The sequence below is a fragment of the Microbacterium aurantiacum genome, assembly GCF_021654035.1.
GTDB classification, from domain to species: Bacteria; Actinomycetota; Actinomycetes; order Actinomycetales; family Microbacteriaceae; genus Microbacterium; species Microbacterium aurantiacum.
On record NZ_JAJPDW010000004.1, the window covers coordinates 191,624 to 213,831 of the forward strand.

Sequence of the window (22,208 nt, forward strand, 5' to 3'; positions counted from 1 at the left end):
ACGCCACGGCTCAGGGGTCGCAGCGGGCGAGGTCGGTCTCCGCGAGCGGCTCCCCCTCCGGGATGATGTAGGTGACCCACAGGACGACGGGCTCTTCGCCCTCGTTGACGCCTTCGTGGGGGTAGTACGCGCCCTCGATGATCGCCTCACCGGCGGCGTAGACGCGCACGCCGCCCGGATGCGTGTCGGCGTAGTGGGTCAGCGCGCCCGCCTGGACCACCGCGATCAGCTGACCGTGGTGGCAGTGCACGCCCGTGCTCGCGCCGGGCGCGAGCGTGATCTCACGGAACGTGACGCCGACGCCTTCTCCCGCGTCGGGGACATCGACGGCCACCCCTTCGTCGATCTCGCCGGCGGCCAGGTCCACGGCGGACACGGGTGCCGTGGACGCCGACACCGTCACAGCGGGGGCGGTACCCGCGGTGCTCCCCGGCGTCGGCGAGGTCGCCGCCGGGGCGGCACATCCCCCGACGGTCAACAACAGCGCCACGAGCGGGGCGATGACCAGCATGCGCACAGACCGATTCCTCATGGGACATCCCCTCCCGGATGCCGCCAGCCTAGGGTCTGCGCGGCGCGCCCGTAAGAATCGGCTGAGAACCGGGCCGACATCGGGCCGCGCGACCACCCGGCGCGGGATGATGCGGGGATGGACCTTCGTGACATCCCCATCACCACCATCCGCGGCGAAGAGACGACCTTCGGTGAGCTGACGGGTGGACGTGCGGCGCTCGTCGTCAACGTCGCATCACGGTGCGGTCTCGCGCCGCAGTACGAGACCCTCGAAGCGCTGCAGAAGGAATACGGTCCGCGCGGCTTCACCGTCATCGGGTTCCCCAGCAACCAGTTCCTCCAGGAATTGGGCTCGGAGGAGAAGATCGAGGAGTACTGCTCCACGACGTGGGGAGTGACCTTCCCGATGTCGGAGAAGGTCCGACTCAACGGCAAGAAGGCGCATCCCCTCTACCAGCAGCTGACCACCGTGCCGACCGACGACGGCAAGGCCGGGGGGATCAGCTGGAACTTCGAGAAGTTCGTCATCAGCCCAGACGGCGAGGTTTCGCGCTTCTCCCCTCGCACGAAGCCCGACGCCCCCGAGGTGATCGCCGCGATCGAGAAGGCACTGCCCGGCGAGGTCCCGTCCGCCTGACCCGAGACCCGGCGCGTCCGTCACACCCCCGCGGCGCTCCCTTCCGCGGGCGCTGAGGATCGCGGAGTTGACCGAGCTGCAGGTGCCCGTCGCCCGGTGACCCGAAGGCGAGTCGGATCAGCGGGATGATCCGGATTCCCCGGCATCAGCGCCGGTCTGCCCCACTCCGGGCCGCACCGCGGCATCCGGGTCGATGTCGATCCGACGGATGCCGTCGTGCTCGGTCACGCGGATGCGGGGCGCGGCGTCCTCCTCGGTCGCCGCGGGCGCCGTGGTCAACTGGTCGTGCCGATCCGTCGCGCGCTGCGCGTCCTTCTCAGGGGAGGTGTCCATGCCCTCACGGTACGACCCGTGGGCCCGCCGCGCGGCGGGGTTGACAGGGGGCTCCCAGGAATAGCGATCACGACCCGACCGTTGTCCCGGCCCGGAACAATGGTCAACGAAAGGACATTCTCCGTGACGCTCTTCTCCCCCACCACCGTCGGCTCCACCACCGTGCGCAACCGCGTGTCGCTTGCGCCGATGACCCGTCTTCGCGCGGATGAGGCCGGTGTGCCGGGTGATCTGGTGGCGCAGTACTACGCCCAGCGCGCCGGGATCGGCCTGCTGGTCACCGAGGGCGTGTTCCCGAGCGCCGAGTCGCGCGCGTACCCCGGGCAGCCCGGCATCGCCACCGACGCACAGGCTGCGGGATGGGCTCGTGTCGCCGATGCCGTGCACGCCGCCGGGGGCACCGTCTTCATGCAGGTGATGCACGGCGGCCGGGTCTCGCACACCGGCATCACCGGCACCGCGCGGATCGTCGCGCCCTCGGCGATCGCGATCGAGGGCCAGACGCGGCTCGCCGACGGATCGAAGGTCGACTTCCCGGTTCCGCACGCGCTGGAGACCGAGGAGCTGGCGACGGTGCGCGACGAGATCGTCCGTGCCGCTCGGCGCGCCGTGGACGCCGGCATCGACGGCGTCGAGCTGCACTCCGCGAACGGCTACCTCCTCCACGAGTTCCTCTCCCCCGCGTCGAACCGCCGCGAGGACGGATACGGCGGTTCGCCCGAGGCCCGGGCCCGTTTCGTCATCGAGGTCGCACGGGCGGTCGTCGAGGAGATCGGAGCCGAGCGGGTCGGCATCCGCATCTCCCCCGCCCACAACATCCAGGACGTGTGGGAGCGCGACGCGGATGAGACCCGCGCGACCTACCTGGCTCTGGTCGAGGGGCTCGCACCCCTGGGGCTGGCGTATCTGAGCATCCTCCACGAGGACCCCTCCGGCGCCCTCCCGCAGGAGCTGCGCCGCGCCTTCGGCGGCATCTTCATCGCGAACTCGGGCTTCGGACGCGTGACCTCGCGCGACGAGGCGATCCGCGTCATCGATGAGGACATCGCCGATCTCGTCGCGGTCGGCCGACCGGCCATCGCCAACCCCGACCTCGTGGAGCGATGGGAGCGCGGGGCCGAGGAGAACCCCGTCGACCAGGCCACGGTGTACGGCCCCGACGCCCGCGGCTACACGGACTACCCCACTCTGGCGGCGTGAGGAAGACCCGGAGGAACGCCGCGGCGGCCGCTCATCCCGAGCGGCACGTCATCACGCTCGTCGTGCATCTGCCGATCACCAAACTCGACGCCCTCGACGCGATCGCCTTCGCGGCCGACGGGGTCGTCGAGGGTGCGGGCACGGCGTTCCCCCGGGTCCCGCTGGGGCCTTCGGCGTGGGCGGAGGTGGAGCTTCCCCGCTTTGGGGAGCCGCCGCCGTTCGCGATCGACGTCTGGTCGACCGCCTCTCTGACGGATGCCGCGGATCAGGCCGAGCGCCTGCGCGCGGCTCTCGAGCGCCTGGGCTGGCGGGTACGGATCTCCGCGCTCTGAGGCCCCTCAGCCGACCGCGCGGTCGCGCCAGGCCACGGCGGTTTCGGCGAGGACCGTCGGCCACGGCGTGGCACGGATGCCGAGCACCGCCGTCGTCTCCGCCGTGTCGACGAGGAACGGGCGGTCGAACTGGTACAGGACGCCTTCCAGCTCGCGAAGGATCGGCACCACCCATCCCCCCATCCGGACCACCGGGCGCGGAAGTGTGCGCAGGCGCGGAGCCGGGGCACCGGACAGCCGGGAGAGTTCGCTCAACACCCCGCGGACCGTCGTCGGCGGGCTCGAGGGGACGATCCATGGGCTCCCCCAGGCCTGCTCGTTCTGCGCCAGCGCGAGGAGCGTCGCGGCGATGTCGTCGACCGCGGTCCACGCGTGCGGCTGGTCGGGGTCACTGAAGACCGTCGCGGGCTTCCCCGCGAGCGTCGCGGCGGCGTAGCGGGCGAGGATCGAACTCGCTGTCGGCGCGGTCGGACCGATGTAGTCAGAAGCGCGGGCCTCCGTGGCCCGCACCCTTCCGGCCTCATGCGCCACGCGGGCGTCCTCCCACATGCGCGCACGAAGGGCGCCCTTGTGATCGGAGGGTCGAAGAAGCATGTGCCGCGTCATGGGCGCGTCGACCGGGCCGTAGCCGTACAGGTTGCTCAGCGTGACCAGGACCGCGCCGACGTCCTCCGCGGCGCCGAGGATCGCCGCCGCGAGGGGCGGCCACTCGCGTTCCCACGCCTGGTACGACCCGGGGTTGGCGCAGTTGACGATGACGTCGGCACCGGCGGATGCCGCGCTGAGCGCCGCGCGGTCGGTCGCGTCCAGGGCGATGTGGCGCACGCCGTCGATGTCCGGGCCACGGCCGGAGCGTGTGACGACGACCACGGAGGACCCCTGCTCCGCGGCCCGGCATGCCACCGCTGACCCCACAGGCCCCGCTCCGACCACGACCATCCGCTGGGATTGCATGGTCTGAGCATGCCAGGAGCGATGGCGGAGAAGATGACGCAGGCGCGTCCGTCCCGTGAAGAGTTCACGGCTGCGCGGCGCGCGTCCTCGTCGACCGGTGGCCCCTCGACGCCGCTGCTACGGTGGCGCCATGAGCATTTCCCCCTCGCCGGGACAAGCGATCAAGGTCGCAGTCGTGGGCGACATCGATGAGGATGCCGCGCTCGTCGTGCCGCGTGCCACGGCCGGCACCCTGGATGACATCGCCGTGATCTTCAGCGCCGGTCGCTACTACGCGATCGACAACACCTGTACGCATGAGCAGACCTCCCTCGCCCAGGGCTGGATAGAGAACGGATGCGTCGAGTGCCCTCTGCATGCGGCGACGTTCCGTCTTGCCGACGGTGCGGCCCTCACCCAACCCGCGACGCGGGGGGTCGGCGTCCACACCGTCGAGGTGGTCGGAGACGAGCTGATGCTCACGCCGAATCCTGAGCGCCTGGCGTGAGCGCGCCGCGGCGAGTCCTCATCGCCGGCGGAGGGATCGCGGGGTGGACGGTGGCGTCCACCCTTCGGGACCGCGGCTTCGACGGTGAGATCGTCATCGTCGAACGGGAGGCGGCCTGCTATGACCGGCCCCCGCTCTCCAAGACGGTCCTCGTCGACGGCGCCCCCTTGTCGTCGCTCGCCTTCGCCGCCCCGGAGGCCCTCGCGCAGGCGTCGATCGAGGTCCACACCGGACGTACCGTCGTGGCACTCGACGCCGCCGCCCGCACACTCCGGCTCGACGACGGCGCCCTCCTCGCCGGAGACGTGATCGTGCTCGCGACGGGCACCGCCCCCCGACCTGCGGCCTTCCCCGGCGGCACCCTGCCGGGCGTCCTGTCACTGCAGACCTACGCCGATGCCCAAGCCCTCCATGCGCTGAAGGGACGTCGCATCGCCGTGGTGGGCGCGGGACTCATCGGGGCCGAGGCCACCGCGGCGCTGCGGACCGCAGGCTCGGAGGTCACCCTCATCGATCCCTCCGCGGTCCCCGGCACACGCGCCTTCGGCCCGACGATGGCCGCGCACCTGCACGCCATGCACGGCGCCGCGGGTGTCGACTGCCGTCGCGACACCGTGGCCGGCGTCGTCCCCACGGGCGGGGCATTGCGTGTCGACCTCACCGGGGGCGACGCCGTCGAGGTCGACGGTGTGCTCGTGGCCACCGGTGTCGTGACCGATCCGATCGTCGCGCGGGAGGCCGGGCTCGACGTGGATGACGGAATCGTCGTCCAGGACGGCGGCCTGACGTCGGCGCCGGGCATCTACTCCGTGGGCGACGTCGCCCGGCGGTGGAAGGACGGCGTGCTCCGTCCCGGCAGCGGGCACTGGGATGCGGCTCGGGCGGACGGCCAGGATGTCGCCGACGCCATCCTGGGCCTCCCGCCCGCGGGTCGCGGTGCCGACTGGTTCTGGTCGGACCGCTACGGACATCACGTCGAGGTCGTCGGCGCCATGGCGGGCACGGCGCGCGAGGTCGTGCGCCCGGGACTGCACCCGACCGTCTTCGTCGTGGACGGCGACCGCCTCGTCGGTGCCGTCAGCGTGGATGATCCCCTGGCGGTGCGGGCCGCGCGGCGGTTGATCGACCGCCGCACGCCCGTCGTCGCCGATCAGCTGGTCGACCCGGCCGTCCCGGTGCGATCCCTCCTCCCGCACGCCTGACGGCGCGCCGCGGCCTCACGCCGCGGCGACGGGCTTCTTCGCCCTCACCTTCCGATACGGGGCCGCGATCGTCTCCCCGATCGCCTGCGCGATGAGCTGCTCGGCGGTCTGGTTCTTGCGGGAGAGCTTCGCGATCCACTTGGTGAAACGCGCGCCGCGGGCGAACTCCTTGTCGCTGCGGTCCTCGACGGCGAAGAAGTACCGTGCTTCCAGGGGAAGAAGCGACAGGACGCCGTTCAGCACCCGCCGCGTCGCCCACTTCGCCACCGGCCCCTTCACGTCGGGGTGCCGCAACGAGTGGCCGGCGAGCGCGGCGAAGATCGTCAGCGACTTCTTCGGCAGCTCCGTCCGGATGTAGCTGTCGAGCTCGGCGAACGTCTCGAAGTACGGGCCGGGCACGTGCAGCTTCTGCGCACCGATGCGGGATTCCACGACCACCCGATCGGCATCCGCCGTCGACAGGCCGGGACCGAATTCCTGGTACCCGCGCACCGCCGACCAGATGTAGGTCCACCACGTCCACCGCTGCCATTCCGGCTGCTTGGCGCTGACGACCTCGCCCGTTTCGGGATTCGTCCAGCTCGCACGCTCGTGCAGCATGTCGACGTGGGCGGCTGCGGCATCCGCGTGCGCCTTGTCCGCGTAGATCGAATCGCGGAGGTACGCCGACGTGCGGTCGAAACGGGCCGCCATCGCCTCCGGTCCTTCCGACGTGAGCGAGACCCGTTCGAAGTGGGTCATCATGCCGGCATCCAGCATCTGGAGGAAGACCGCGTTCTTGGCTCCCAACGCGGAACCGGGGTCGGCGAAGACGCGCCACGACACACTGTCGGGGCCGTAATATCCGTCGTCGGCACGGGGCGCGTCGGCAAGGGAACGACTCGGGTGAACGTCCGTCATGGCGTGACTTTCCTCTCGGGGAGTACACCGGGTGCTGGGGTACGCCGCCGATCGCTCCCGGGAGCGTCGTCAGGTCCGGTGATTGATCCTGAGCATAGCGACACGGTCACGGCGGGATGCGCCCCACCGCGATAACCCACTCGCGGGAATGAGAAAAGGGTTCGCCGAAGGCGGGCCCTTTTCTCATTCCGGTCCGGTGGGCTGTTGGCAGAACCTGCCCTGGTGGGTCAAGTCCTTTTGAGTGGTGTCCGTTCGCGTGTGATCCCTCGTCTTGTCATGCGGAGAGGGCGCGGTAGTCGGGTTCAGGGACCTCCTCGGGTTCGGGGTCGGGTTCGCCGACGCGGCGGGCTCGGCTGAGGGCGTCGAGGCCGAGGTAGCGTCGCTGTTCAGCCCATTCGTCGTGCTGCTCGGCGAGGACCGCGCCGACCAAGGGCTCTGGCAGCAGATCTGGTCCAACAACCCCAACGAACGCCTCAACCGCGAGATCCGCCGCCGCACCGACTCCGTCGGAATCTTCCCCAACCGCGACGCGATCATCCGCCTCGTCGGCGCCGTTCTCGCCGAACAGACCGACGAATGGGCCGAAGGGCGCCGCTACCTCGGCCTCGACATTCTCGCCAAGTCCCGACTCACCCTCATCGCCGACACCAGCCCCGAGGAGGTGACCGACAGCATCCTCGAACTCAGCGCCTAACTAACCCTCAAACCGAAGGACCGAGCGCTACACCACTACCGGGGACTTGACCCGCGCCGCAGCTGACTGCCGACGCGGATGGTGTGTCAGTAGCGGGTCGCCGTGTGCGAACGCGCCGGCCTCGCGAACGGCTCCGGTCACTCACGTGTGCGTCCGCGACTGGTGCCTGATCCGCGAACGTCCCTGCCTCTCTCGCCCCTCCCCTGACGCTGGTCTGCCAGGTCGCTAAGCACTCAAGGAACCCTTGAGCATATCGATCAGCGCGGTGCCGATGGCGGCTGAGCCGCAGCACGTCGCGATGCCGGTCCGAGCGTCGGCGCCGCCCCGGCACGGGACGGCGAGGAGGACGGACCGCGCCGGGCGGCCCGCCCTCTTCGCGCGAGGGTCACTCGTATCGCAGCGCGACGATGGGATCCTTCCGCGCGGCCACGATAAGGTGACAGCCAAGCGTGCGCTGAGAGGCGGTGGTGATGCGGTGACGGATCCTGCGGTGAGCGTCATCGTGCCCGTCTATTCGCCCGGCCCCTACATCCGCCCGCTGCTGGACTGCCTCGACCGTCAGAGTCCGCCCGCGGGCGGCTTCGAGGTTCTCTTCGTCGACGACGGGAGCGCAGACGCGACCGCATCATCTCGGTCACCGATCCCGCCGTCGCGGTCCTCGGCGGCGGTCTCGGCAACAACGCGCTCCTGCTCGACCGTGTCGGCTCCCACCTCGCCCAGCTCGGACGGCCGCTGCCGCTGGCGGGCGACCTCGGCGAGACGAGCAGCGCCCAGGGAGCCGGCATGCTCGCACTCGACATCGTCCGCCGGACTCTCGGGCTGGCCCTGCCCTGAGCGCGGTGCGTTGTCCCCGTCGCGGCGGTCCGCGTGCGATAACGTTCTCCTATGAAGCATGGGTCGCCGACAATCCAGCACGTCGCCGAGAGCGCGGGCGTCTCCGTCTCCACTGCGAGCCGCGCGCTCGGCAACTACGGCCGCGTGAGCGAGAAGACCCGCCGCCATGTGGCCGAGGTGGCCGACGCTCTGGGCTACCGCCCCAACCGGCTCGCGCAGAGCATGATCTCCGGCCGCACCGACACCATCGGCGTGATCTGCGCCGATATCCACAGCCCGTTCTTCTCCGGGATCATGCGGGGCATCACCGACACCGCAGAGGCGGCGGGCTACAGCGTGCTGCTGACCAACAGCGACGAGAGCTCCGACCGTGAGACCGCCGCTCTCGACCTGCTGCTCGACAAGCGGGTCGACGGCATCATCGTCTCACCCGCCGACGTTCAGCACGTCGAGCACCTCGCCGATGCCGTCGCCACCGGCAAGCCCGTCGTCATGGTCGACCGGGCGAGCTCACAGCTGCCCACCGACGCCGTGCTCGTCGACGGCCCCGATGCGACGCAGCGCGCCGTCGCGCACCTGTTCTCCCTCGGCCACCGGCGCGTCGCGATCGTCGCCGAGCTGCGCGAGCCGCGCGAGTCCAACTGGCAGGCGATCTTCCGGGACGCCGATCTCGAACAGGTCGACCTGTTCAGCCTCAACCCGAGCTCCGCCCGCCTCGCCGGCTACCTCCGGGCCCACGTCAAGGCCGGCATCCCGGTGGACCCGCGGCTCGTGTTCCAGAGCGGCGAGTACAGCGTCGAATCGGCGATCCGCGCCACGCTTGCAGGACTCACCGAGCCCGACCCCGCCACCGCAGTGGTTGCGATCGACAACACCATGGCCCTCGGCGCGTACCAGGCCATCCGGCGCCTGCGACTGCGGATCCCCGAAGACGTCTCCTTCATCGGGTTCGACAACCTCGAATGGACGGAGCTCGTCCAGCCGCCGGTGTCGGTCATCGAGCAGCCCGTGTACCGCATCGGTCAGCTCGCCGCCGAACGGCTCATCGCACGGCTCGGCGGTGAGGAGTCCCAACCCGAGATCGTGAACCTCCCCACGAAATTCATCGAGCGGGAATCGACCGCAGCCCCCGGCGCGCGAGCCTGAGCGCATCCGGCGCCGGCTCGTGAAGCCGGCGCGATCCGCTCCGTCAGATCGCCTCGCCGGCCCACGCCTCGAAGGCATCGCGGTTCACGCGCAGCCCGAGCTCGATCCGCGCTCCCTCGGGCGTGCGAAGGAAGCGGTACCGCACGCGGTCATCCGGTTCGAGGCCGTCTGCCTCCACGGCGAACCCGTCGGCGACCAGACGCGCGGTCGCCTCGTCGAGGTCGTAGGCCCAGTAGGTGACGTGGTGCCAGGGCACGCCCGGCCGGTCCTGTTGCCAGAAACTCTCCGGAACCTCCTGGATGAGCTTCACGTAGGGCAGCTCACCACCGCTCGTCGCGTACCGCAGGGGCGTCTCCTCGACGGCACCGCCGGGGCGGCGGATGCGGGCAAGCGGCTCGGTCACGGGGGCGAACCGGTGACCGAGCGCGCGGAACCGCCCGAGCGCGGCCTCGATGTCGGAAACGACGAGGCCCAGGTGCTCGGGCGGTCCCAGCCGCACGGGAATCGTCACCGGGTGGTCTTCCCGCGGCGCAGATCCTCCTCGATGGCGATGCGATCACGCGTCGCGGGGTCGCCGTAGCCGCCGCCCCCTCCCGCGCGCAGGCTCACGATCTCGCCCTGCTGCGCCACGCCCTGGCCCTTCGAGGGCCGCTCGTGCTCGATCCCGTCTGCCGTGATGAGCACGAGCGAAGCGCTCGCGCCCGCACCGCCGCCTGCGAGGCCCTCCGGCGCGAAGGCCGGATCGGTCTGCTCCGCCTCGGAGAGGAAGCGCAGCGGCTGCTCGGAGATGTTGCGGTAGTCGGCACGGATCCCCAGCCCGCCGCGGTACTTGCCGGCGCCGCCGGAGTCGGCGATCAGCGAGTACTGCTCGATGCGCAGCTCGTAGTTGGACTCGATGATCTCCGCAGGGATCAGCGAGCAGTTCGCCATGTGCACGTCGACGGCATCCGCACCGTCGTGGCTCGCCGTGGCACCGGCACCGCCCGCGACGTTCGCGAGGAGGACGACGCCGTCGCCCGACTTCGGCGAGCGCGATTCGCACACCAGCACGGGCCAGCCGACGAACCAGCTCGCCGACGTCCGCCCGGGTGCGGCCTGCACGAGCGCCCTCGTCACGACCGACGCCAGACGCTGCGATGCCAGGTGACGGTCACCGACGGCGGCGGGGAACCGGGGGTTGGTCACCGTTCCGAGGGGCGCGTTCACCACGACGGGCGCGAGCGAGCCCTCGTTGAACGGCACCTCGTTGGGCATGAGGCATTTCACGGCATAGTGCACGACCGACCACGTGGTGGAGATCGGGATGTTCATGCCGCCGCGCATCTGCTGAGCGCTGCTTCCGAAGTCGAACGAGATGGAGTCGCCGCTGATGACGACGTCGACCTGCATGTAGACCGGCTCGTCGAGCACGATCCCGTCGTTGTCGAGGTACCCGTTCGCGGTATAGGTGCCATCCGGCAGCGCTGCGATCTCAGCGCGGGTGCGTTCGGCGGTGTAGTCGAACAGGTCGGCGATCGCATTCCGCAGCGTCTCCGAACCGTAGCGGTCGGCCAGCTCGCGGAACCGGCGGGCACCCGCCCGCGCCGACGCGACCTGGGCCCGCAGGTCGCCCTTGTTCTGCTTCGGGTGCCGCGTGTTCGCGTCGATGATGTCGAGCAGATTCCGCTCGGGCACACCGCGCACCTCGAGCTTGAGCGCCGGCAGCAGGACGCCCTCTTCGAACACCGACTGCGAGATCGCCGCGGCGGTGCCCGGCGTGCGGCCGCCCCAGTCGGCGTGGTGGGCGATGACGCCCGTGAAGCCGATGAGCTGATCCGCTGCGTCGAAGACGGGCACGAACAGGTTGATGTCGTTCGTCTGGCACGCCCCCTGGTACGGGTGGTTCGTGACGAAGACGTCGCCGGGGTGGATGTCGTCCCCCCACTTGTCGATGCACGAACGAAGCGCCGGCGACATGGAGGCGAGCAGGGTGGGGATGTCGAGCGCGGCGGCGATGAGGCCGCCGCGAGCGTCGAACACGGCGCATCCGTAGTCGCGCATGTCCTTGACGACGACGCTGAGCGCCGTCCGCCGGAGCGACGAGCCCATCTCCTCGGCGATGGTCTCGAGGGCGTGGCGTACGACCTCGACGGTGATGGCGTCCGTGCGCCACTGGTGTTCGAGCGTGACGGTCATGTCAGCCCTCCTGGTCGAAGGTGAGGATGAGGTTGAGGAGGTGGTCGACGCGACCCGACGCTCCGGGCGGGACGACCGTCGTGGCCTCCCGCTCCTCGACGATCGCGGGACCCGCGAACGTGGCGCCTGCCGCGAGGCTGGAGCGCTCGAACACGGCCGTGTCGACCCATCCGGCGTCCTTGAAGTAGACGGTCCGGGTGGTGGCCGGCTGCGCGGCGTGCTCGTGCGGCTCGGCGGCTGGTGCGGCGGATGCCCCGGTCTGGAGCACGCCCGTCGACTCGATCGAGAGGGCGGCCAGCTCGACGCGTTCGTCCGGGTCGCTGTGACCGAACTCAAACTCGTGCTGCCGGTGGAAGCGCGCGATGCCCTCCTGCAGCAGCGCGTCGTCGATGGGCTTCGAGCCGAGGATGACCTCGACGTCGTTGTCCTGCCACGCGTACCGAAACCGGCCGATGCGCAGGTGCGTGACGGCCGCGACGCCGCTGGGCGCGAGCCGCGACTCGGCCTCGGCGATCAGCGGGGCGAAGGCCGCTTCGATGTCGCTCGCGTCGACATCCGCGAGGCCCCGGTCGACGACGGTGGTGAAGTCGTACTTCAGGTCGGAGTCGGCCAGGCCGACGGCCGAGAGCGTTCCCGGGTTCGACGGGATGAGGACGCCGCCCACGCCGACCATGCGCGCCACGTTCGCAGCATGCATGGGACCGGCGCCGCCGAACGGCAGCAGCTGGAACTCGCGCGGGTCGAACCCGCGGTTCACGCTCACGACCCGCACGCCGCGGGCCATGATGGAGTCCGCGACCTCGAGGATGCCGACCGCGGCCTCCTCCACCGTGATTCCGAGCGGGACGGCGACGTGCTCTTCGACCGCCCGCCGGGCCGCCTCGACGTCGAGAGCCATCTCGCCGCCGAGGAACCGGCTCGGATCGATGCGGCCGAGCACGACGTGCGCGTCGGTCGTCGTCGGCCGCGTGCCGCCCCGGCCGTAGCTGGCGGGCCCGGGCATCGCGCCCGCGCTCTCCGGGCCCACCCGCAGCAGTCCCGCACGGTCGACCCGGGCGAGCGAGCCGCCGCCCGAGCCGATCGTGTGGATGTCGAACTGCGGGACCAGCAGCGGCCGGCCCTCGAACAGCGTCTCGCGCTCGATCTGCGCGCGACCCTCGTGGATCAGCGCGATGTCGGTCGAGGTGCCCCCCATGTCGAACGTGATCTGGTTCCCGTATCCGGGTTCCTGCGCGACCTTGGTGGCCGCCAACACGCCTGCCGCCGGTCCCGACAGGACCATGCGGTGGGCGTTGCGTGCGGCCTCTTCAGCCGTCATCACGCCGCCGTTCGACTGCATGATGTACAGCGGTGCGGTCAGCCCGACGTCGCCGACGCCGTCGATGATGCCGCGCATGTAGCGGGCCACGAGCGGCTGGAGCGCTGCGCTGACCGCCGCCGTCGACGACCGCGGGTACTCCTTGATCTCCGGCGCCACCTCGCTGCTGATGGCGACCGCGAGGTCCGGAAGGGCTTCGCGGAGGGCCGCTGCGATCCGCCGCTCGTGCTCGGAGTTCCGGAAGCTGAACAGCAGCGACACCGCGACGGCCTCGACTCCGGCGTCGCGGACCTGCTCGACGACCCGGGCGATCGCCTCGTCCGTGAGCTCACGGACGACGCCGCCGAGGCGGTCGACCCGCTCGGCCACCTCGAAGACGAGGTCGCGAGGCACGTAGGCCGGCGGCTTCTCGGCCGTGAGGTCGAACAGGGCGGGCCGCAGCTGCGTGCCGATCTCGAGCACATCGCCGAAGCCCTCCGTGACGATGAGGGCCGTCGGCGGGAGCTTCGCCTCGAGCAGGGCGTTGGTCGCCACCGTCGAGCCGTGCGCGAAGATCCCGAGCTCGGCGACATCCACTCCCCGCGTCTGGCCGATGCGCCGGATGCCGTCGAGGATGCCGATCGACGCGTCGTGCGGGGTCGACGGCACCTTCTCGACGAGGCGGTTGCCCTCGTCGTCGATGACGACGATGTCGGTGAAGGTCCCGCCGACGTCGATTCCCAGGCGTGCTGTCATGTTGCTTCTCTTCTTCTCTGCGGTTGGATCGGGGTGCGTGAACCGGCCTCGATCAGCGGTAGAACAGGGCCTCGATCTCGGGCTCGTTCATGTTCTCCTGGGTGGCGAGCACGTGCGTGACCAGCACGTCGTCGCTCTCGGTGCCGTTGCGGATGTACTCCACGAGGCGGGTCACCGACTGGCGGCCCATCTCGGCGGCCTGCTGGATCGTGAGCGCATCCACGTCGCCTGCGGCGAGCAGATCGACCTGCTCCTTGTCGGCGTCGACGCAGATGAGCGCGATGTCGCCCGACTTCCCGGCCTGCTTGACCGCCTGGGCGGCGCCGATGCACGCGTTGCCCCAGGAGGTGTAGATGGCGTCGATGTCGGGGACGCGGGAGATGAGGCCCGTCGCCTTCAGCTGGTTCTCCGAGATGTCGAGACCGGCGTACTCATTGCCGACGTTCTCGAGGCCGGGGTACTGCTTGAGCGCTTCCTCCCAGCCGGACAGGCGCAGGTCGATGCTCTCGATGCCGGGCGTGTACCCGAGGTAGCCGACCTTCCCCTCACCGCCGGTGACCTCGTTGGCGCGCTCGGCGGCGAGCGTCCCGCTCTCCTGGCCGTCCGACTTGATCGTGAAGAGCCGGGCGGCGGGGTCGGCGACGTCCGAGTCGACGGTCACGACGGGTGTCCCGCCGTCGAAGATCGCCTTCAGGGGCGCGGAGAGGGCGACGGAGTCGGATGCGGAGAAGATGATGCCGTCGGGCTTGCCCGCGGCTACCTGCTGCAGCATGGACGTCTGGTTCGCGGCGCTCTCCTCGGCCGGGCCCTGCCACGTGAGGTTGACGCCGAGCTCCTCGGCCGCTTCTTCCGCACCGGCGATCATCGTCTGGTAGAACGGCCGGGTCTGGCTGTTGAGGACCATGGCGATCTCGAGCGTGTCGCCGTCGCCGGGGTCCGCCGAGGGCGACCCGGCGCTGTTCGATGCGCACGAGGTGAGGAGGAGGAGTCCGGCGACGGCGGCGATGCTCGCACCGGTGACCACACGGGTCTTGTTCATTGTGTTGCTCCTTCGGGCGTTGATTAGGGACATGGATGGGAAGGTGGTGCAGGTCGGGGGCGTTCGGGCTCGTCGCCCGTCCGCCTTCGCGGGCTAGCCGCGGGCCGCTCGGCTCCGGCGGTACTGGTCGGCCCAGACCGCCAGCAGCAGGACGACGCCGATGGCGACGTTCTGCCAGAACGGGGGCAGGCCCATGACGACGAAGCCGCTCGTGAGGGTCGCCGGGATGAACGCTCCGACGATCGTTCCGGACATCCGTCCGCGACCGCCCCAGAGGCTCGTGCCGCCGATGACCACGGCGGTGATCGCGGCCAGCGCCGTGCCGGTGTATCCCGAGATGGTCGCCGTGGTGTACCTGGCGACGTCGATCGTCCCGACGATGCCGGACAGCAGACCCACCATGCCGTAGACGACGATGAGGTGGCGGTCGACGTTGATGCCCGCGCGGCGAGCGGACTCGGGGTTGGCGCCGATCGCGAAGTTGCGCAGTCCGAAGCGGGTCTTCGCGAGAACGAACCAGAGCACGGCGACCACGATCGCGGCGGTGAGCACGGGGTACGGGATCACTCCGAGGAACTTCCCCATGCCGTACGCGGTCTGCAGTTCGACGGGTGCGCCGGTCACGTTGACGCCGCCGGACCAGATCTGCGTGAGCCCGAGGATGAGCGTGCTCGTGGCGAGCGTGGCCACGAACGGCGGGATCTTCGTCCGGGTCACGATCAGTCCGTTGACGACGCCCCAGCCCGTGCCCACGAGGACCGCGACGAGCGCACCGAGGAGCACGGGCCCGAGGACGGCCCACAGCGTGCGCTCCTCGCCCAGGAGGTTCGCGGTCATGGTCGACATCACCTGTGCCGCCGCCACGGACGAGAACGCGACCATCGAGCCGACGGAGAGGTCGATGCCAGCCGCGATGAGCAGGAACGTCACGCCGGCGCCGATGAGGGCCAGCTGCGAGCCCGTGAGCGCGATCGACTCGATGTTCTGCACCGACAGAAACGTTCCGGGCGGAGTGAGCAGGCTGAAGGCGACGACGATCAGCACCAGGAGCGCGAAGATCGTCAGCTCCGACAGACTGCCGCTCGTGAGGAGGCGGCCCGGCGAGAAGCGCCGTTGCGGCTGCGTGAGCGTGGCCTCGGTCATGCGTGGCTCCTGTTCGGGTCGACGTCGGCGACACCGGTCATCGCCGCGATGAGGTCGTTGGTGGTGACGTCGTCGATCGACGCCGTGAGCACGTCGCGGCCGAGCCGGAGGACGGTCACGCGGTCGGCGACCCGGAAGACGTCGGGCAGGTTGTGGGAGATGAGCAGCACGGGAAGCCCGCGCTCGTCGCGCACGCGCTCGATGAGCTCGAGCACGAACGCGGTCTGCGCGACACCGAGCGCGGCGGTGGGCTCGTCCATCATGATGAGCGACGTGCCCCACAGCGAGGCTCGCGCCACCGCGACGGCCTGCTTCTGACCGCCCGACATCATTTCGACTTCGCTGTCGTAGCGCTGGATCTTCGCGCCGAGCTGCGACAGCTCCGTCTCCGCCCGGCGGTTCATCGCCTTGCGGTCGACCATGCCGAGGCGTCCGCGGAAGCCGGGCTTGAGCAGCTCCCGGCCGAGGAACAGGTTCTCTCCCGGCGTCAGGCTGGGGGCCAGAGCGAGGTCCTGGTAGACCGTCTCGATCCCGGCATCCTGAGCATCCTTGGGGACCTTGAACGACTGGGTCGTGCCGTTGACCTCGATCGTGCCCTCATCGGGCACCACGGCGCCCGCGATGACCTTCATGAGGGTGGACTTGCCGGCGCCGTTGTCTCCCAGGAGGGCATGGACCTCCCCCGGGCGCACCGACAGGTTCACCCCGCGCAGCGCCTGCACATGGCCGTACGACTTCGTGATGCCCGACACCTTCAGTGCGTCAGCGGTCACGGAGCACCTCCTTCTCTTCGAGGGGCGTCGGATGCCCGAAGGCGCCCCGGTACGTGCACACGGTGGCGGCGAACGCCGTGGCGGCCTCGAGCGCGTCCGGGATCGACGCACCGCTGAAGGCGGCGCGTGCGAACGCCGTCTGGAACGCGTCGCCGGCTCCGGTCGTGTCGACGACGTCGACCGGGGCGGCGGCCTGCGTGTGGTTCGTGCGGCCGTCGGTCGCGATCGCTCCGCGAGCGCCGCGGGTGACCACGGCGATCCGAGCGCCCCTCTCGACAGCATCGCGGGCGAGCGCGAAGCAGGCCTCCTCCGACTCGGTCTCGCGCGAGAACGCGGCGATGGCGAGGTGATCGACGACGTCGCTGGCGGTCTCGACGCTCGTGTACGAGAAGTCGAACATGACCGGCGCCAGCCTACTGAGCGCCGGGATCTGCGCGAGGGTGCGGCTGGAGTGTCCGGTGTGGATCCAGTCGTGACCGGCGAGGGCTTCGAGCTCGGCATCGCCGAGGACGACGTGGCTCATGGGCGGGACGTACGCGGTGAAGACGCGGTTGCCGTCCTCGTCGATCCGGATGTCGGTGATCGAGGTCTGCTCGTCCGAGACGCGGACCCCGCTGACATCGACCCCCTCGGCGCGCAGCGCATCGACGATGCCCTGTCCTTCGGCGTCGGAGCCGACGATGCCGTGGTACGCGGAGTCGACGCCGAGCCGCGCGGCGAACACCGCGGCGTTCACCGCGCTGCCCCCGGGGAACCCGATGCCTTCCTCGAGATATCTGTCGACGCAGTTGTCGCCGACGCTGGCCATGCGCATCTCGGTCAGTACTCGACTCGGTGCATGTACCGGCGCTCGTCGAGGTTGTGGCCGGTGGCCGCCTCGAAGTGGTCGGCAAGGCGCATGGTGATCGAGGCCATGGGGATGTGCTGAACCGCCGGCAGCTGCTCCCGCGCGATGCCGGGGAGCTCCAGGGCGGTCGCGTCGAGGACCCGGTACTCCGGGTTGTGCGTGTCGAGGAATCGCTGGGCACGCTCGGTGTGCGCCCGCGTGGCGTCCGCGCCGGCGAACAGGATGTACGGCTGACCCTCGGTGGCGAGTTCGAACGGCCCGTGGAAGAAGTCGGCCGTCGTGAAGTGCGTGGACTTCTTCCACTGCATCTCGACGAGGTAGCAGACGGAGAGAAGGTAGGCCAGGCCCGTGAGCGGTCCGGACGCGAGCACGAAGACGTTGTCGGCATCGCCGTAAGACCGCGCGATCTCGGCGAGCTGGTCGTCGGCCGCGAGCGTTGCGGCCAGGGTCGCCTCGGGGATCGCCTCGAGCGCCGTGCGGGTCGCGGCGATCCCGTCGGCCGGTGCTCCGTGGGCTTCGCGGAGCGCGAGGGCGAGTTCGCTGAGCAGCACGTACTTCGAGCTCGTCACGGTGCGCGCGCTGCCGTAGCTCAGCTGGAATGCGGATGCTTCGCCGAGCGGGTTGTCCGTGTCGGTGGCGACACCGACGACGAGGGCTCCGCGCGCTGCGGCGAGCCGCGCCGCCTCGACGGTCTCCGGCGTGCCTCCGCTGTGCGAGGCGGCGATGACGAGCGAGGTGGGGCCCACGAGGGGAAGCGTGAGCGCCGTGAACTCGCTGGCGTTCACGTTGAGCACGGGGAACGGCAGACCGGCGTGCTGCAGGTCGAGCGTGACCGGGACCGAGGAGGCCCAGGAGCCTCCGACGCCGACGAAGAAGACCCGGTCGACCTGGCGGCGGACCGCTTCGGCGGCGATCTGCTGGGCGGTGCCGCGCTGGGCGACGGCGCCCTGCAGCACCTCGACGAGGTCGGGCTCCACGGGTCGGAGGGCGGTGGTGGTCATCTGCGTCGTGCTCCTTAGGTGCGGGAACGTTCCCCGATTGTGCGACAGCGTTCCCATTCTGGGACCACCGACGCTGGGAGGGCGTGTATGGCGGTTGCGTGGTGATGGCTTCGTTCTCGGATCGTTGCCGATGCCTGACCGTGGCCGGCCGACGGATGAAGAATGTCGAGCGTGCGGTCAGCGAGAACGTTGCCATCGCACTTTTGCACGCCACTACGCATGACGTCAAGCACCTTTGGTCAAAAAGTCCGCGTTTGCGAGAACGTTACTATCGCGCGTAGTGTCAAGCCAGAGTTCAGAGGAAGGCCAACGATGACCATCGACTTCAGCACGACGTGGCACGTGGGGATCGTCGTCGACGATCTCGACCGTGCGATCGAGCGTTCTCGTAACGACATGGACCTCGCGTGGACGAGCGTGCTCCACCGGGACGTCACGATCACACGCGGAGGACGCGAGGAGACCTCTGCCGTGCGGTGGGCGGCCTCCTGCGCTCAGGCGCCGCAGTGGGAGATGATCGAAGCCGCCACCGGGATCTGGTCGACCACGGACAACGACGGGCACGCACTGCACCACCTCGCCTACTGGAGCGACGATCTGGACGCCGACGCGGCGTCCCTCGAGGCGGCCGGATACACACGCGAGGCGCACGGCACCGACGAAGAGGGCCGCATCCGCTTCGTGTACCTGATCTCACCCGAAGGGGTGCGCATCGAGCTCGGCGCTGCCTGGTCGAAGCCGGCGTGGGACGAGTGGGTCGCCGGCGGCGGCTATGCCGTGCAGTTCTAGCCTGCACGGTCGGGGCGGGTGCCCTCCGGGCAGCCGCGAACAGCCTTCGGGCATCCGGCCCGACCCATGGACGAAGCACGACTGCCACGCGCTCCATCCCGCCGGAGGCACCGGTGCCTTCGGCGCCTCCGGCTCGGGTGGAGCGCCCTAGGCGCGGGCTGCCACGGAACGAGCGTCGGTGACGGGGTCACGACGACGGAGTCCGCGGACGAGGAGGTACACGGCGAACCAGATCTCGAAGACGAAGATCGGAACCGCCGTCAGACCCGCGATCGGGACGCCCATCTCGATCACGCCGAAGAGCTGAAGGCCATGGCCGATCAGGACGATCACTCCCCCGGCCACGGCCAGGAATGCCAGGGCGCGCGGACCGACCCGGGCGTCGAGGAGCAGCCATCCGAGGATGATCGTGTTGACGCTGATGATCATGCCCTGACCGATCAGGAAGCCGGCGCGGTGCACCTCCACCAACGCGTCGCCGAGCGGCTGCCCGAAGCTCCCGGTGAGTGCGATGGCGAGCATCGGGAGGGTCGCCGCGCCGATCACCGCCGCCTCCATGAGCCGCAGAGCGCCGAAGCTGGCCGCACGGACGGGTCCGTACGAGCGGAGAAGGTGCCACAGCAGCACGCCTGTGCCGAGGCAGCCGAGCGCGAGCACGAGCTCGAGCGCCACGCCCAGCCGGATGCCGCCGGCATCCCCGTAAGCGATGACGGCGGTCACAGCCGTCACGTGGGTCACCAGATACAGCGCACCGGTGATCCGGGCATGGATCTTCGAGTCGGCGGATTCAAGCGGTCAGCGCAATGGGTGTTGTGAGATGAGGCAGGCGCTGATCTCGGGAGGCATTCGTTGCAGGGCAAGCATGGTCATCTCAGTCGCGAGCAGAAGCAGCTCGCGCTCCGTCTCCACTCGAAGGGGTGGCGGCTCATCGATATCGCCCGCGAGGTCGGCTGCACGACCCCGATGGTCGGCCGCATGGCGCGGGAAGGGCGTCACCTCGACGGGAAACCGTTCGGCTGGGAGCCACGCGAGGGGCATCTGACGATCCTCGACCGTGAGGAGATCCTGGTTGGTCTCGCGCGCGGTGACACATTGACCGCGATCGCGCTCACCCTGGGGCGGGCGGTGTCGACGGTCAACTGCGAGGTCAAGCGCGGCGGCGGGCGGGAGGAGTACTCGGCGTGGCGGGCGCATGAGGACGCACGAGAGCAGGCCCGCCACCCGAAGCCCTTCAAGCTTGCGGTGGACGGCTGCTCGAGGTTGTCACGACGCAGCTAGAGCAACTGTGGTCGCCGCAGGAAATCGCCGCCCGCCTACGGTTGGAGCATCCCGATGACCCGGAGATGCACGTGAGCCACGAGACGATCTACCAGTCCCTGTTCGTGCAGGGACGCGGGCAGTTGCGCCGCGAGCTCGCCCGCTGCCTGCGGTCGGGGCGTGCGGCCCGGAAGTCGCGGACCTCGACGGATCGACGAGGCCGGCTGCCAGGGATGGTGCCAACCGCGAGGAGCTGATCGACCAGATGGTGGATCGGCTCGCCGCCTGCATCGCCGACCCATCGGCCGCTGCCGAGGAGGACTGGAGGGCCGCGCTCCGACGGCGCATCCTCTCGGCGCGCTCCCTCATGAGACGGCATGCGTGGTCCCCCGAGGCGATTGAAACGCGGGCCACAGCCGGACCCGCCGTCCTCGCGCACATGGACGCCCTGATGGCCATCCTTTTCCGGGGCGGCCTGTCGGCGGACCTGGTCCACCATGCCATGCACGCCCTCAGCATCCGCATGTGGGGGCTCACCCGCGATGTCCTTCCCACGCCGGAACTCCCCGAGGACGCCGATCAGCGCGCTGAGGCGATGGGAGTGTACGCGCAGCAGTATCCGGCGATCGTGCGCATGGCGACGTCGGCACCCCGCGCGGGCGACGAGTGCGACGCGGATGCGGAGTTCCGTTTCGCCCTCGACATCCTCCTCGACGGGGTCGAACGCCTCCGGCAGTCCGGATGGGCGTCGACGTCTCCCCCGGCGGACGAAGCCCGGTCCTCGCTCACCTGATCCTCCGGGCGGCACGTGCGCTCACCGAACGCGCCGGATCGGATCCGAGTGCGACGGCGGATTCCCGCCAGACGCGAGATTCCGGTGCGGCCAGCATGAGACCTATGGACAGCGGAGATCCCACGAGCCCCGGAACGCGACGTGAGGTCCGGACGGCGGTCCAGTACGCGCTCTGGCCGCGGCGTGGGATCGAGCTTCTTCTTCGTCAGCGTCGGGCTCGAGGGCCTGTCCCCCGCCCAGATCGTGCTGGCGCGTCTGACCGCCGGGGCGATCGCGCTGGTGATCGTGTGTCTCGTGATCCGGCAGCGGCTCCCCCGGGATCCGATCGCGTGGCTGCATCTCCTCGTCGTGGCGGTGCTTCTGTGCGTTGCGCCTTTCCTCCTGTTCGCCTGGGCTCAGCAGCACGTGCCTTCGAGCATCGCAAGCATCTTCAATGCGACGACGCCGTTGATGACGATGCTCGTCGCGCTCGTCGCGCTTCCCTCGGAACGGCCCGATGCGACTCGGGTCATGGGCCTCGCGGCCGGGTTCGTCGGCGTGCTCTTCGTCCTGGCGCCCTGGGACGGTCCGTCCGGAGGCGTCGCTCCACCCGGGCAACTCGCCTGCCTCGGCGCGACCGCCAGTTACGGGATCGCGTTCGTCTACCTCCGGCGCTTCGTCTCGCCACGGGGATACCCGGCCGTCGCCGTCGCGACCGTGCAGGTCGGGCTCGCAGCGACCGTGATGCTGATCCTGACGCCGTTCACCGCGCGCGGGCCCTTCACGCTCTCGCCCGGCATCGTGCTCTCCTGCTCGCGCTGGGCGTCGTGGGAACCGGGCTGGCGTACGTGTGGAACGCGAACATCGTCCGGGACTGGGGCGCGACCTCCGCCTCGACAGTGACCTACGTCACACCGGTCGTCGGCATCCTCCTCGGCACGGTGGTGCTGGGCGAGCGGCTCACCTGGTCTCAGCCGCTCGGCGCCGCCGTCGTGCTCGTCGGGATTCTCCTGAGTCAGGGGAAGCTGCCGCTCTTCCCCCGCCGGCTCCGCCCCGAGCGGAGGGCGTCACCGGATCACGTCGCGCCCCGATGACGCGTCGAAGCCGGCTGGCGCTGGGCGGAGTGC

24 protein-coding genes and 3 pseudogenes are annotated in these 22,208 nt (G+C 70.2%); 13 read left to right on the forward strand and 14 right to left on the reverse strand.

Going from position 1 to position 22,208, the window contains the following annotated elements:
- Positions 1-10: 10 nt before the first annotated feature.
- Positions 11-532, reverse strand: a complete 522-nt coding sequence (locus tag LTL01_RS10815; protein ID WP_236968566.1) for a cupin domain-containing protein — start codon at positions 530-532, stop codon at positions 11-13.
- Between the two features lie 117 nt (positions 533-649).
- Here LTL01_RS10815 and LTL01_RS10820 point away from each other — a divergent pair, with 117 nt between their 5' ends.
- Positions 650-1,150 carry a glutathione peroxidase gene (locus tag LTL01_RS10820; protein ID WP_236968567.1) on the forward strand — a complete coding sequence of 167 codons (501 nt, stop codon included), beginning with the start codon at positions 650-652 and terminating at the stop codon, positions 1,148-1,150.
- Positions 1,151-1,267: 117 nt separating this feature from the next.
- Here the strand turns inward: LTL01_RS10820 and LTL01_RS10825 are convergent, their stop codons facing one another.
- Positions 1,268-1,483: a hypothetical protein gene (locus LTL01_RS10825; protein WP_053547239.1), complete on the reverse strand. Its 216-nt coding sequence runs from the start codon at positions 1,481-1,483 to the stop codon at positions 1,268-1,270.
- Between the two features lie 123 nt (positions 1,484-1,606).
- On the opposite strand from LTL01_RS10825, the gene LTL01_RS10830 reads away from it, so the two are divergent.
- The gene (locus LTL01_RS10830) at positions 1,607-2,683 is read left to right on the forward strand and encodes an alkene reductase (protein WP_236968568.1); all 1,077 of its coding nucleotides are present in this window, start codon (positions 1,607-1,609) and stop codon (positions 2,681-2,683) included.
- A complete protein-coding gene (locus LTL01_RS10835; protein ID WP_053547237.1) occupies positions 2,680-3,015 on the forward strand; it encodes a hypothetical protein in 336 nt (111 codons plus the stop codon). The genes LTL01_RS10830 and LTL01_RS10835 overlap by 4 nt, the downstream gene beginning before the upstream one ends.
- 6 nt (positions 3,016-3,021) lie before the next feature.
- On the opposite strand, the gene LTL01_RS10840 is transcribed toward LTL01_RS10835, so the two are convergent.
- Positions 3,022-3,969: an NAD-dependent epimerase/dehydratase family protein gene (locus tag LTL01_RS10840; RefSeq protein WP_236968569.1), complete on the reverse strand. Its 948-nt coding sequence runs from the start codon at positions 3,967-3,969 to the stop codon at positions 3,022-3,024.
- Positions 3,970-4,099: 130 nt separating this feature from the next.
- Between LTL01_RS10840 and LTL01_RS10845 the strand changes: the two genes are divergently transcribed.
- Complete coding sequence (locus LTL01_RS10845; RefSeq protein ID WP_236968570.1) at positions 4,100-4,456, forward strand: Rieske 2Fe-2S domain-containing protein; 357 nt, start codon at positions 4,100-4,102, stop codon at positions 4,454-4,456.
- Positions 4,453-5,658 (forward strand): NAD(P)/FAD-dependent oxidoreductase, encoded by a 1,206-nt coding sequence (locus tag LTL01_RS10850; protein ID WP_236968571.1) that lies wholly within the window; start codon positions 4,453-4,455, stop codon positions 5,656-5,658. The genes LTL01_RS10845 and LTL01_RS10850 overlap by 4 nt, the downstream gene beginning before the upstream one ends.
- 15 nt (positions 5,659-5,673) lie before the next feature.
- Here LTL01_RS10850 and LTL01_RS10855 read toward each other — a convergent pair whose 3' ends face one another.
- Positions 5,674-6,558, reverse strand: a complete 885-nt coding sequence (locus LTL01_RS10855) for an oxygenase MpaB family protein (RefSeq protein WP_236968572.1) — start codon at positions 6,556-6,558, stop codon at positions 5,674-5,676.
- A gap of 274 nt (positions 6,559-6,832) precedes the next feature.
- A pseudogene (locus LTL01_RS10860) lies at positions 6,833-6,988 on the reverse strand (IS256 family transposase); the annotation flags it as partial.
- 3 nt (positions 6,989-6,991) lie between these two features.
- On the opposite strand from LTL01_RS10860, the pseudogene LTL01_RS10865 reads away from it, so the two are divergent.
- The 3 genes and pseudogenes from LTL01_RS10865 to LTL01_RS10870 form a co-directional block, all read left to right on the forward strand.
- Positions 6,992-7,252, forward strand: a pseudogene (locus LTL01_RS10865) (transposase); the annotation flags it as partial.
- A 298-nt stretch (positions 7,253-7,550) separates the two neighbouring features.
- Complete coding sequence (locus tag LTL01_RS14940) at positions 7,551-8,141, forward strand: glycosyltransferase family 2 protein (protein ID WP_372461339.1); 591 nt, start codon at positions 7,551-7,553, stop codon at positions 8,139-8,141.
- Entirely contained in the window at positions 8,138-9,232 is a 1,095-nt protein-coding gene (locus LTL01_RS10870) for a LacI family DNA-binding transcriptional regulator (protein ID WP_236968573.1), read from the forward strand. Before LTL01_RS14940 ends, LTL01_RS10870 begins: the two co-directional genes overlap by 4 nt.
- A gap of 43 nt (positions 9,233-9,275) precedes the next feature.
- On the opposite strand, the gene LTL01_RS10875 is transcribed toward LTL01_RS10870, so the two are convergent.
- The 8 genes from LTL01_RS10875 to LTL01_RS10910 form a co-directional block, all read right to left on the reverse strand.
- Entirely contained in the window at positions 9,276-9,743 is a 468-nt protein-coding gene (locus LTL01_RS10875; protein ID WP_236968574.1) for a VOC family protein, read from the reverse strand.
- Positions 9,740-11,407: a hydantoinase B/oxoprolinase family protein gene (locus tag LTL01_RS10880; protein WP_236968575.1), complete on the reverse strand. Its 1,668-nt coding sequence runs from the start codon at positions 11,405-11,407 to the stop codon at positions 9,740-9,742. Before LTL01_RS10880 ends, LTL01_RS10875 begins: the two co-directional genes overlap by 4 nt.
- 1 nt (position 11,408) lies before the next feature.
- Positions 11,409-13,460: a hydantoinase/oxoprolinase family protein gene (locus LTL01_RS10885; protein ID WP_236968576.1), complete on the reverse strand. Its 2,052-nt coding sequence runs from the start codon at positions 13,458-13,460 to the stop codon at positions 11,409-11,411.
- 52 nt (positions 13,461-13,512) lie between these two features.
- Positions 13,513-14,499: a substrate-binding domain-containing protein gene (locus LTL01_RS10890; RefSeq protein ID WP_236968577.1), complete on the reverse strand. Its 987-nt coding sequence runs from the start codon at positions 14,497-14,499 to the stop codon at positions 13,513-13,515.
- Between the two features lie 93 nt (positions 14,500-14,592).
- Entirely contained in the window at positions 14,593-15,642 is a 1,050-nt protein-coding gene (locus LTL01_RS10895) for an ABC transporter permease (RefSeq protein WP_236968578.1), read from the reverse strand.
- The gene (locus tag LTL01_RS10900) at positions 15,639-16,415 is read right to left on the reverse strand and encodes an ATP-binding cassette domain-containing protein (RefSeq protein WP_236968579.1); all 777 of its coding nucleotides are present in this window, start codon (positions 16,413-16,415) and stop codon (positions 15,639-15,641) included. Before LTL01_RS10900 ends, LTL01_RS10895 begins: the two co-directional genes overlap by 4 nt.
- Complete coding sequence (locus LTL01_RS10905; protein WP_236968580.1) at positions 16,405-17,223, reverse strand: PfkB family carbohydrate kinase; 819 nt, start codon at positions 17,221-17,223, stop codon at positions 16,405-16,407. The genes LTL01_RS10900 and LTL01_RS10905 overlap by 11 nt, the downstream gene beginning before the upstream one ends.
- An 11-nt stretch (positions 17,224-17,234) precedes the next feature.
- Entirely contained in the window at positions 17,235-18,263 is a 1,029-nt protein-coding gene (locus LTL01_RS10910; RefSeq protein ID WP_236968581.1) for an SIS domain-containing protein, read from the reverse strand.
- Between the two features lie 312 nt (positions 18,264-18,575).
- Between LTL01_RS10910 and LTL01_RS10915 the strand changes: the two genes are divergently transcribed.
- Positions 18,576-19,052: a VOC family protein gene (locus LTL01_RS10915; RefSeq protein ID WP_236968582.1), complete on the forward strand. Its 477-nt coding sequence runs from the start codon at positions 18,576-18,578 to the stop codon at positions 19,050-19,052.
- Positions 19,053-19,199: 147 nt separating this feature from the next.
- On the opposite strand, the gene LTL01_RS10920 is transcribed toward LTL01_RS10915, so the two are convergent.
- Positions 19,200-19,781, reverse strand: a complete 582-nt coding sequence (locus LTL01_RS10920) for a DUF4386 domain-containing protein (RefSeq protein WP_236968583.1) — start codon at positions 19,779-19,781, stop codon at positions 19,200-19,202.
- A gap of 120 nt (positions 19,782-19,901) precedes the next feature.
- Here LTL01_RS10920 and LTL01_RS10925 point away from each other — a divergent pair.
- The 4 genes and pseudogenes from LTL01_RS10925 to LTL01_RS14875 form a co-directional block, all read left to right on the forward strand.
- Positions 19,902-20,548, forward strand: a pseudogene (locus tag LTL01_RS10925) (transposase); the annotation flags it as partial.
- Positions 20,549-20,574: 26 nt separating this feature from the next.
- A complete protein-coding gene (locus LTL01_RS10930; protein ID WP_272877980.1) occupies positions 20,575-21,102 on the forward strand; it encodes a TetR/AcrR family transcriptional regulator C-terminal domain-containing protein in 528 nt (175 codons plus the stop codon).
- A 183-nt stretch (positions 21,103-21,285) separates the two neighbouring features.
- The gene (locus tag LTL01_RS10935) at positions 21,286-21,984 is read left to right on the forward strand and encodes a DMT family transporter (protein WP_308195183.1); all 699 of its coding nucleotides are present in this window, start codon (positions 21,286-21,288) and stop codon (positions 21,982-21,984) included.
- Positions 21,930-22,175 carry an EamA family transporter gene (locus LTL01_RS14875; RefSeq protein WP_308195185.1) on the forward strand — a complete coding sequence of 82 codons (246 nt, stop codon included), beginning with the start codon at positions 21,930-21,932 and terminating at the stop codon, positions 22,173-22,175. The genes LTL01_RS10935 and LTL01_RS14875 overlap by 55 nt, the downstream gene beginning before the upstream one ends.
- Positions 22,176-22,208: the final 33 nt, after the last annotated feature.

Bases quoted from the DNA above. Each gene is read 5' to 3' on its own strand.
- LTL01_RS10815 (WP_236968566.1), bottom strand. From the start codon at position 532: ATGAGGAATCGGTCTGTGCGCATGCTGGTCATCGCCCCGCTCGTGGCG.
- LTL01_RS10820 (WP_236968567.1), top strand. From the start codon at position 650: ATGGACCTTCGTGACATCCCCATCACCACCATCCGCGGCGAAGAGACG.
- LTL01_RS10825 (WP_053547239.1), bottom strand. From the start codon at position 1,483: ATGGACACCTCCCCTGAGAAGGACGCGCAGCGCGCGACGGATCGGCAC.
- LTL01_RS10840 (WP_236968569.1), bottom strand. From the start codon at position 3,969: ATGCAATCCCAGCGGATGGTCGTGGTCGGAGCGGGGCCTGTGGGGTCA.
- LTL01_RS10845 (WP_236968570.1), top strand. From the start codon at position 4,100: ATGAGCATTTCCCCCTCGCCGGGACAAGCGATCAAGGTCGCAGTCGTG.
- LTL01_RS10855 (WP_236968572.1), bottom strand. From the start codon at position 6,558: ATGACGGACGTTCACCCGAGTCGTTCCCTTGCCGACGCGCCCCGTGCC.
- LTL01_RS14940 (WP_372461339.1), top strand. From the start codon at position 7,551: ATGCCGGTCCGAGCGTCGGCGCCGCCCCGGCACGGGACGGCGAGGAGG.
- LTL01_RS10870 (WP_236968573.1), top strand. From the start codon at position 8,138: ATGAAGCATGGGTCGCCGACAATCCAGCACGTCGCCGAGAGCGCGGGC.
- LTL01_RS10880 (WP_236968575.1), bottom strand. From the start codon at position 11,407: ATGACCGTCACGCTCGAACACCAGTGGCGCACGGACGCCATCACCGTC.
- LTL01_RS10885 (WP_236968576.1), bottom strand. From the start codon at position 13,460: ATGACAGCACGCCTGGGAATCGACGTCGGCGGGACCTTCACCGACATC.
- LTL01_RS10890 (WP_236968577.1), bottom strand. From the start codon at position 14,499: ATGAACAAGACCCGTGTGGTCACCGGTGCGAGCATCGCCGCCGTCGCC.
- LTL01_RS10895 (WP_236968578.1), bottom strand. From the start codon at position 15,642: ATGACCGAGGCCACGCTCACGCAGCCGCAACGGCGCTTCTCGCCGGGC.
- LTL01_RS10905 (WP_236968580.1), bottom strand. From the start codon at position 17,223: ATGGCCAGCGTCGGCGACAACTGCGTCGACAGATATCTCGAGGAAGGC.
- LTL01_RS10910 (WP_236968581.1), bottom strand. From the start codon at position 18,263: ATGACCACCACCGCCCTCCGACCCGTGGAGCCCGACCTCGTCGAGGTG.
- LTL01_RS10915 (WP_236968582.1), top strand. From the start codon at position 18,576: ATGACCATCGACTTCAGCACGACGTGGCACGTGGGGATCGTCGTCGAC.
- LTL01_RS10930 (WP_272877980.1), top strand. From the start codon at position 20,575: ATGGTGGATCGGCTCGCCGCCTGCATCGCCGACCCATCGGCCGCTGCC.